The 9843-nt window shown below is 61.5% G+C and carries 10 protein-coding genes; all 10 read left to right on the top strand.

Translation table 11 applies throughout. The annotated features are described in order from the left end of the window. Positions 1 to 1132: BMP family ABC transporter substrate-binding protein (locus tag GWP04_11505; GenBank protein ID NIA26178.1), on the top strand; the 1132-nt coding region annotated here is incomplete at its 5' end. Positions 1133 to 1433: 301 nt separating this feature from the next. Beyond that, the gene (locus GWP04_11510; protein NIA26179.1) at positions 1434 to 2906 is read left to right on the top strand and encodes an ATP-binding cassette domain-containing protein; all 1473 of its coding nucleotides are present in this window, start codon (positions 1434 to 1436) and stop codon (positions 2904 to 2906) included. After that, a complete protein-coding gene (locus GWP04_11515) occupies positions 2903 to 3961 on the top strand; it encodes an ABC transporter permease (protein NIA26180.1) in 1059 nt (352 codons plus the stop codon). Before GWP04_11510 ends, GWP04_11515 begins: the two co-directional genes overlap by 4 nt. After that, positions 3961 to 4902: an ABC transporter permease gene (locus GWP04_11520; GenBank protein ID NIA26181.1), complete on the top strand. Its 942-nt coding sequence runs from the start codon at positions 3961 to 3963 to the stop codon at positions 4900 to 4902. Before GWP04_11515 ends, GWP04_11520 begins: the two co-directional genes overlap by 1 nt. A gap of 260 nt (positions 4903 to 5162) precedes the next feature. After that, a complete protein-coding gene (locus tag GWP04_11525; protein NIA26182.1) occupies positions 5163 to 6500 on the top strand; it encodes an ABC transporter substrate-binding protein in 1338 nt (445 codons plus the stop codon). A gap of 64 nt (positions 6501 to 6564) precedes the next feature. Further along, entirely contained in the window at positions 6565 to 6726 is a 162-nt protein-coding gene (locus GWP04_11530; GenBank protein NIA26183.1) for a hypothetical protein, read from the top strand. Next, positions 6695 to 7432, top strand: coding sequence for a branched-chain amino acid ABC transporter permease (locus tag GWP04_11535; protein NIA26184.1), 738 nt, complete (start codon positions 6695 to 6697; stop codon positions 7430 to 7432). Before GWP04_11530 ends, GWP04_11535 begins: the two co-directional genes overlap by 32 nt. Next, on the top strand, positions 7429 to 8391 hold the full coding sequence (locus GWP04_11540; protein ID NIA26185.1) for a branched-chain amino acid ABC transporter permease: 963 nt from the start codon (positions 7429 to 7431) through the stop codon (positions 8389 to 8391). The genes GWP04_11535 and GWP04_11540 overlap by 4 nt, the downstream gene beginning before the upstream one ends. Then, the gene (locus GWP04_11545; GenBank protein ID NIA26186.1) at positions 8388 to 9140 is read left to right on the top strand and encodes an ATP-binding cassette domain-containing protein; all 753 of its coding nucleotides are present in this window, start codon (positions 8388 to 8390) and stop codon (positions 9138 to 9140) included. Before GWP04_11540 ends, GWP04_11545 begins: the two co-directional genes overlap by 4 nt. Before the next feature lie 5 nt (positions 9141 to 9145). Further along, positions 9146 to 9843, top strand: a 698-nt coding sequence (locus tag GWP04_11550) for an ATP-binding cassette domain-containing protein (protein NIA26187.1), incomplete at its 3' end; no start/stop codon positions are given.

Below are 9843 nucleotides of genomic sequence, written 5' to 3' on the forward strand. Positions count from 1 at the left end.
GCCCACCACGGCACCTGCCGAGCCACTGGTGTTTGGCATGATCCTGGTGGGACCGCAGAACGACCGTGGATGGAGTCAGGCCAACTACGAAGGTGGCCAGTACGTCGAGGAGAAGCTCGGCGCGAAGATGATCACGCTCGACAAGGTGAACCCTGCCGATCGACCGGGCACCAGCGTCGAACAGGTCGTCGATGACATGATCGATCAGGGCGCCAAGTTGATCTTTGCCACTTCGGATGACATGAAGGACGGCATCGAGGCCGCGGCCAAGGCGCATCCTGACGTCGCGATGATCTGGACCTCCGGCGACAGTGCCTGGAAAGACGGCAAAGCCTTCGCCGGCATCGACAACCTCGGCAACATCATGGGCCGAATGATTTACGGCAAGATGATCGGCGGGTGTGCCGCCGGCCTCACGACCCAGACGGGATCCATCGCGTATCTCGGTCCACTGGCGAATGACGAGACCCGCCGGCTCACCGACTCGGCCTTCCTGGGCGCCAAGTACTGCTGGGAGAACTACCGGGGCAAAGCCGCCTCCGACCTGAAGTACGAAGTCTCCTGGATTGGATTCTGGTTCAACATCCCCGGTGTGACAGCAGATCCGACTGTCGTCACGAACAGTTTCTTCGATGGTGGCGCCGATGTGGTCATCTCCGGAATCGACACTTCCGAAGCACTCGTCGTGGCAGGCCAACGGGCCGACGCCGGTGGAGCGGTATGGGCAGTGCCCTACGACTTCGAAGGCGCCTGCGAACAGAGGCCGGACATCTGCCTCGGTGTCCCGTACTTCAACTGGGGACCTGCGTACCTGCAGGCAGCCCAGGCGGTGCAGAACGGTACGTTCACGGCCGATTGGCAGTGGAACGGACCGGATTGGAGTGACATCAACAACCCGGATACGAGCGCGGTCGGCTTTGTTGAGGGGCCAGGGCTTTCTGCCGAGAACAAAGCTCAGCTCGACACGTTCATCGCCGGATTGGCAGACGGCTCGATCAATTTGTGGACCGGACCACTGAACTTCCAGGACGGCACTCCGTTCCTTGCAGACGGAGAGACCGCAACGGATTCACAGATCTGGTACATGCCCGAATTGCTCGAAGGCATGGAGGGAGCCAGCACCTCCGGCTAGACAAACCCGCAAATGCGAGGGGGGACGGTGTGAACACCGTCCCCCCTTCCTCGTCCAACCCTCCGACACCAGGTTCGGGTTTGCTTCCTTCACGTGTTTCGTACTTCGTAGCGCGAGCAGCGTCGATGCAAGACCGCGGGGCGGATGCGGCGGCCGTGCCAATTGCTGATTGACAGTTGCCGGTCTCGAGCAGTCACCTCGAAACTGCAGGTGCGGCCGGGCGGAGAACCCGACGAGCGGCGCCCCACCTCGGCATCGACACCACGAACCCTGCCAGCCAAGACACTATGGTGGCTGCCACATGAGCCTGCGGCTGCTGGACATCCACAAGCACTTCGGCCCGGTGCGCGCCAACGACGGGGTGACACTGGAGGTCGAGGCAGGGGAGCTTCACGGGCTCCTCGGGGAAAACGGCGCCGGCAAGTCGACGCTCATGAAGATCCTGTCCGGCTTCTACCTGGCCGACTCCGGCAACGTCATTCTCGAAGGGAAACAGCTAGAGCTGCGCTCCCCCAACGACGCACTCCGCCACGGGATCGGCATGCTGCATCAGGATCCCCTCGTGTTCCTGCCGCTCACGGTCGTCGACAACTTCCTGATCGGAAGTCCGGGGCACCTGCAGGTGGATCGCAAGAGAGCCCGTAAGGATCTGCTGGAAGTATGCGGACGGTTCGGCTTCGATCTCAATCCCGATGCTGCCGCCCGAGAGCTGACGATCGGCGAGCGTCAACAACTCGAGATCGCCCGCCTGCTGTGGCTGGGCGCTCGAGTGCTCATCCTCGATGAACCGACGACCGGTATCTCGGAGACACAACGCGAGAAGCTGTTCGCCACGCTGAAAGCCCTCGCTGCAGAGGGCATGATCGTCATCTTCGTGTCGCACAAGCTCGAAGAGGTCATACAGCTCTGCAGCAAGGTAACCGTGCTTCGAGCCGGAAGAGTCGTCGGCGCCGCGAATCTCCCCTGCCCAACGGATCGACTGGTCGAGATGATGTTCGGGGAAGTCGTCGTCACCGAACAGCGCAAAGACGTCGAGCTCGGACTGCCTGCGCTCACCGTACGCGATGTCACCTTGCGCGACGACCTTCTCACCATGGAGCACCTCTCACTGACCGTGCGCTCGTCCGAAGTCGTTGGCCTGGCCGGCCTCGTCGGCAGCGGCCAGCGGACCTTCCTGCGCGCTGCGGCAGGACTTCTGAAACCTGTTGCAGGCTCATTGCTCATCGGTGACCAGGACATGTCCCGCCGCAGCTATCGCGACTTCCTGGAAGCGGGTGTGCACTACCTCCCTGCGGGCCGCCTCGAGGAGGGGCTGCTCACCGGTGTCACCTTGACCGAGCATTTCGTGCTCGCCGGGGAAGAGACGAGTTTCTTCATCGACTGGGGAGCCGCCGAGCGACGCGCGGCAGCCCTCATCGAGGAGCACTTCATCAAGGGACGCCCCGACAGCACCGCCGAAGAGCTCTCCGGCGGAAACCAGCAGCGCCTCCTCCTTGCCATGACCCCGGACGAGCTTCGCGTCCTACTCATGCAGCATCCCACTCGCGGACTCGACATCGAGTCCGCCAACTGGGTGTGGCGCCAACTCCTGAAACGAAGGGATGACGGAACCGCAATCGTGTTCGCATCCTCAGATCTGGATGAACTTCTGGAGTACTCGGACCGGATCGCCGTGTTCTTCTCAGGGGAGATCATCGACGTCATCGACACCGCCGGCGCAACGGTCGAGCAGCTCGGCTATCTGATCGGCGGGGTACGGAAGGTCACCGCATGAACTGGTCACACAGGTTTGGTTCGGCGGTCCTTGCGATCGTTGCCGCCCTCCTCGTTGCGACCGGCCTGATGCTGCTCGTCAACGCACCCCCGCTGGAAGCCTTCAATCTGCTCGCGAAAGGGTCTGTCGGAAGCACACGCAAACTCTCCGACACGCTCATGGCCTGGATCCCGCTCATGCTCACGTCGGCCGGTCTCGTCGTCACATACACCGCGGGCCTCTGGAACATCGGTGTGGAAGGACAGGTGATCGCCGGAGCCATCGCCGCAAGCTATGTGGCTCGTACGGTCGACGGACCGGTCTGGGTGCTCATCGTTCTCACCATGCTCGCCGGAATGGCCGGAGGAGTGATCTGGGCCTTCTTCGCGGGCGCACTCAAGGTATACGGGCGAGTCAACGAGATCTTCGGAGGACTGGGGCTCACCTTCGTTGCACAGGCACTCGCCACCTATCTGATCATCGGTCCCTGGAAGCGCGCCGGAATCGCTTCCACGAGCGGCACGAACCCGTTCCCGGAACACGCATGGCTGCCGACGATCGAAGGCTCCCGCCTTTCTCTCGTCGCCGTCGGTGTCGCCGTTCTGGCCGTTGTGCTCGTCTACCTCCTCTTACGAGGGACGCGCTATGGACTCCGCCTCAAGGCGGTCGGCCGGAATCCGAAGAGCGCCTATCTCCTCGGCATCCCAACCAACGGCTACATGCTGTCGGCGTTCGCCATCGGTGGCGGACTCGCAGGACTCGCAGGAACTGTCCAAGTCACGGGCTTCTTCCACAAGCTCGTGCCCGCCGTATCAGGCGGCTACGGCTACCTCGGCATCCTCGTTGCCCTTCTCGTGAGTCTCAGCGCCCTCTGGGTGCCTCCCGTCGCCTTCTTCTTTGCGATGATCTCCGTAGGCAGCACGCAGTTACAGCTCCGGCTGAACCTGGACTCGTCACTCGGCGGTGTGCTTCAGGGCATCCTCGTGCTCTTTGCCATGCTCGCACAGGGCATTCAGGTCCGGCGCGGGAATCGAATCGAGTCCGCGGCCCAGACATCGCCGGCTGGGGGGGACTGATGGAAGCTGTCCTTGCATCGATCGTCGCGGCATCGGCTCCGCTGGTCTTCGCCGTCATTGGCGAGACCATCACCGAGAAGGCGGGAGTCATCAACCTCTCCCTCGACGGAAGCATCATGCTCTCGGCGATGGCCGGTTTCGCCGTCGCCTTCACCACCGGAAGCACAACACTCGGCTTCGCCGCTGCCGCCGTGGTCGGGATGCTCGTGGCATTGGTGATCGCCTATGCCAGCATCACGCTGACTCTGAACCAAGTAGCCGTCGGTTTCGTGATGTTCGCTTTGACACGCGACCTCTCCACGTTCCTCGGTAATCCCTACGTCCACCAGCCTCTGGCGGGTGTGCCACATCTGCCCATCCCGGGGCTTGCCTCGATGCCCTTCCTCGGACCTATCTTCTTCCAGCAGGATCTCATGGTCTACTCCAGCATCGTGCTCATCTTCGTCGCCTACTGGTTCATCTTCCGGACGCGGCCAGGACTGAAGCTCCAAGCGGTCGGCGAACGCCCCGAAGGTGCACATTCCAGGGGCATCCCGGTCAACCGCCTCCGTTACCTGTACACAGCGGTCGGCGGTTCCCTCATCGGTGTCGCGGGCGCCGCCTTCTCTCTGGACGTGAAACTGGGCTGGTCGTTCCAGCACACGCTCAACTTCGGGTGGATCGCCCTCGCCATCGTGATCTTTGGAGGGTGGCATCCGTATAGGGCGGCGCTCGGGGCCTATCTCTTCGGCGCCCTGCAGATCGTCGCAATCCAGCTACAGCCGGTGTTCCCCAACGTCTCCCAAATCCTCCCCAGCCTGCCGTTCCCGATCATGATCCTGACACTGTTGATCGTCTACACCGACTGGCTCAAGCAACTGGCCAACCGTTTCCCGGCGCTCCGTGAGTTCCTCGCGAGCGAACCACCTTCCGCAAGCGGAACGCGATTCGAGCCGGAGTAGGTTGTCGGACGTCGGTACCGATGCGCGATACGGCCGGTGAGCACATCTACCGCTTACCAGATCACGTGAGAAACGCCGATGCTAAGGTGCCCAGGTCGGGTATGGAGGTACATCACCGTGACTGGAGGTGAATTCGCAGCAGCCGCTCAAGGCAATGCGGATGAATTACCAACTTCATATTCGATTTCCCAACCCACCTCGACCCACGACCCGGTGACGCCGGGTCGCTTTCGTCGAACTCGATCCCGAAGGGACTCATAGTGAGACGCATTCATCTATGGTCGGCACTGCTATTGGTGCTGGCACTCGTACTCGGCGCTTGCGCATCCGGCAGCGCCACAACCACGGCCGCGACCGGAACCACGGCGGCGACCGGAACCACGGCGGCGACCGGAACCACGGCGGCCACCTCGACACCCGAGCCCAGGGTCGTCACAATTGGATTCACGGCCTCGGTAACGGGCAAGTTCAACACGTCTTCGACCCGCCAGGTCGACGGTCTCCAGCTGTGGATGGACGACGTGAACAATGCCGGAGGTATCACGCTCAGCGACGGTACCGTCCTCACCTTCGAGGCAGTGACCTACGACGACGAGTCCAACAAGGATCGTGTCCAGGAGCTGTACACGAAGCTCGCAACCGACGATGACGCAGACTTCCTCATCTCCCCGTATTCGAGTGGTCTGACGGCTGCGTCTGCCGTCATCGCGGAGCAGTACGGCAAAGTCATGATCACCACCGGCGCCGCGTCCGACTCGGTGTACACACAGGGATACACCTCCGTCTACCAGGTGTACACCCCTTCCAGTCGCTACCTGACCAGCTCCGTCGACCTGTTGACGAGCCTCGATTCGAATGCCAAGAAGATCGCTTTCGTCTACGAGAACTCGACGTTCTCAACAGGTGTCGTCGAAGCAGCAAAGAACTACGCGGAAGGCAACGGCTACGACATCGTTCTGTTCGAGGGCTACGACCCTGACACGAACGACTTCAACCCGTTCATCAACAAGATCCAGGCAGCAGCTCCGGACGCGATTCTCGGAGGCGGTCACTTCCAGGACGGCAGCGCATTCGCTCGCCAGCTCTATGAGAAGAACGTCCCCGTCAAGTTCGTGTCCCTGCTCGTCGCACCACCTGAGCCGACGTTCGCCGAACTGGGCGATGCGGCGGCCGGTATCGCCGGTCCCAGTCAGTGGGAGCCCGCTGTCGTGTTCACCGAAGCATCCGCCGCCGCGGCAGGTGCAGACTGGATCGGCATCTCCGGTGCCGACTTCGTTTCCGAGTACACGGCTGCGTATGGCGAGGAGCCTTCGTATCACTCCGCCGGCGGCTACGCCGCAGGCCTTTTGCTGCAATACGCGATCCAGAAGGCGGACTCGCTCGACAACGATGCGATCAAGGCTGCGCTCGACGCGACGAACCTGGAGACCTTCTTTGGCCCGCTCAGGTTCGACACGAGCGCTGACTTCCATGGCCTCCAGATCGGCCACGACATGGTGGTCGTCCAGTGGCAGAAGTCCGGTGATCAGCTCGTGAAGCAGATCGTCTGGCCGAAGGCTGGTGCAACCGCAGATCCGGTGTACCCGCTCGGACGGTGACGGAACGCCAATCCCCCTCCCGCGGCACTGACGCCGCGGGAGGGTTCCAACCCGGGGAGCTCCCATGAGCTTGGATGTGCTCGTCGCGTCATCGTTCGACGGTTTGCTGATGGGATTCGTCTACGGCGTCGCCGCGATGGGCCTCACGCTGATCTTCGGAGTGATGGATGTCATCAACCTGGCCCATGGGCCCGATGATCGCGGTCGGGATGTTCGGCGTCTATGAGATCTTCACGTTCTTCGGACTGAACCCGTTCCTCGCCCTGATCATCGTTGCCGCTATCGGTCTGGCGTTCGGATTCCTCGTCTACTTCGTCGCCGTTCATCGGGTGATCGACGCGCCGCCCCTGTCGAGTCTCCTATCGACGTTCTCGGTCAACATGATGATCATCGGCGTTGGCACGGCGATTCTGTCGACGACGTCTTACAACGTCGAGTACTCGCTTGGGAGTGTGACCACAGGACCGATCACGGTCACCGGCACCCGCCTCGCAGCGACGGCGGTGGCGATCCTGGTGACGGCCCTGCTCTACTGGTTCATGTATCGCACACGTTACGGCAAGTACATCAGGGCGGTAGCCAACAACAGGCAGGCAGCCGAGTTGATGGGCATCCCATCGACCCGCATCCTGGCACTCACCTTCGGTATCGGCACAATGCTTGCCATGACTGCAGGAGGGCTCATTTCGACAATCCTGCCGATCAACATCCTCGGAGGTGGGATCTACGAGTTGAAGAGCTTCGTGATCGTCGTGCTCGGAGGGCTCGGCAATCCTCTCGGCGCCCTGGTGGGAGGCTTGATCCTTGGTCTCATCGAGGGCCTCGTGCCCGTGTTCATGAAAACGACGTGGGTTCCGGTGCTCGAGTTCGTCCTCTTTGTCATGATCCTGCTCGTCATGCCGCAAGGCCTGTTCGGGAAGAAGAAGTCATGAAGCGGATCCCAGGACTCACTCTCACCCTCACCATCGTGGTGATCCTTGCCCTCATACCCGCCGTGTCGGGAAAGGCGAGCACGCGCGAATCCATGTTCACGATCCTCATGGCAATCGCTCTCGCTTCGAGCCTCAACATACTGCTCGGCTACACCGGTTACGTGAGTTTCGGTCACATCGTGTTCTTTGGAGTTGGGGGCTACGTCGGCTTCTACACGGTCAGCCAGCTGGGCTGGAGCCTGTGGCTCTCGGTGCTGGCCGGCGGAGCGGCAGCAGCCTTGCTCGCCTACGGACTCGGCAAGTCGATCCTCCGTCTGCGAGGTGCATACTTCGCTCTGGCCACGATTGGAGTCAACGAGGCCATGCGGGCGCTCGTCAACAACTTCACACCGTTTGGCGGACCCGTTGGCATGGACCTGAAATTCTCCGTCTACAAGCAGTATGGGGGCGCGACGACCGCTCTATGGGCCGTCTATTGGGCCGTTGCGGTCATCACCGTGATGGTCATCGTGGTCTCATACATGGTCAAGCGCTCCAAGTTCGGACTGGGTCTGCTGGCGATCCGAGAAGATGAAGACGCAGCAGAGGTCATGGGAGTCAACGCGCCGACCGCCAAGACGTGGTCTTTCGTGCTGTCAGCGATCTTCCCCGGACTCATCGGTGTGCTGTTCTTCTTCAAGAACGGCAACATCGAACCTGGCGATGCTTTCCGTCTCCAACTCTCCATCGAGCTCATCGTGATGGTGATGCTCGGAGGTTTCGGAACGGTGATCGGGCCGGTGCTCGGAGCCGGCGTCTACCAGCAACTCCGCAAGTCGCTGCTCACGAGTCCCATTTTCAAGAACGTGCAGCTCGCCGTGGCCGGCCTCTTGCTCCTACTGATCATCCTGTTCATCCCGGGTGGAGCCATCGGTTGGCTCCGAAAACGCTTCCCCCGTCTGCGGAAGGTGCTCGAATGATTCTGCAGATTCAAAACGTCACCAAGCAGTTCGGCGGACTCACCGCTGTCGACAACGTGAGTTTCTCACTCGATGGTGGCGAGATCCTCGGGCTGATCGGCCCGAACGGAGCAGGGAAGACGACCTTGTTCAACTGCATCAACGGCGTCTACGCACCGACTCACGGCAATATGGTGTTCCGCAGAACGGACATCACCGGCAAACGAACCTACCGCATCGCCCATCTGGGGTTGTCACGAACGCATCAGATCGTCCGTCCTCTGAACGAACTGACGGTTCGTCAGAACGTCATCGTCGGCGCCTGCTATGGCAAGGATGGCCTCTCAATCAGAGCTGCCGGCGACGTGGCCGGCGAGGTGATGGAGTTCGTGGGTCTTCACGAGCGTTCGGAGATGCTCGCCGGCAGCCTCAACGTGGCACAGAAGAAGCGACTTGAGATGGCTCGAGCGCTCGCAGCGAAGCCGCATCTACTGCTGCTCGACGAGGTGCTGGCGGGACTCAACCAGACGGAAGTCCAAGGCATGCTCGGCACCATCCGCCAGATCAGGGACCAGGGTGTCACGATCATCATGATCGAGCACATCATGCACGCCATCATGAACCTCTCCGATCGGATCATCGTCCTCAACCACGGAAAGATGATCGCGGATGGACCCCCATCGGAGGTCTCCAAGGACGAACAGGTCATCGAAGCGTATCTCGGCAATCCCGAACTTGCAGCCCAGATCCTCGAAGAGGGGCGGTCGTGATGGGAATGCTCGACGTTCGCGGCATCACCTCGGGCTATGGAGACCTACAGATCCTTTGGGGTCTCGACCTCGCCGTGGAAGAGAGCAGGCTCACGGCGCTGGTGGGTTCCAACGGTGCCGGGAAAACGACGCTGCTCCGCACGATCATGGGCCAGATCGCTCCATGGAAAGGCACCGTGACCTTCCAGGGCGAAGACGTCAGCCGATTGCCGGCGCATGCCAAGGCAGAGCTCGGCATGATCATGGTGCCGGAAGGCCGCCAGCTCTTCAGCGACATGACCGTGCGTGAGAACCTCGAGATGGGTGCGACACCGAAACGCGCCCGCGCCCGCATGGGTGCCAATCTGGCCAAGGTCTTCGAGCTGTTCCCACGGCTCGAAGAACGCTCCAAACAGAGCGCCGGGACCATGAGCGGCGGCGAACAACAGATGCTCGCCGTAGCCCGCGGGATCATGGCAGAACCGAAGATCCTCATGATCGACGAGCTGTCCCTCGGCCTCGCCCCTGTGCTCACCCTCGAGCTCTTCCATTCCCTGCAGCGACTCCAGCGCGAAGGCCTGACGATTCTGCTCGTTGAACAGAATGTCCGTATGGCCCTCAAAGTCTGCGAGTACGCCTTCGTCATGAGCGAAGGAAAGGTGGACTTCCACGGGACGTCTGCAGAGATCGAACAAAACGCGGCCGTCAAGGAGGCGTATCTGGG

It is taken from the genome of Gammaproteobacteria bacterium (assembly GCA_011682695.1).
GTDB lineage: Bacteria > Actinomycetota > Acidimicrobiia > Spongiisociales > UBA4744 > BMS3Bbin01.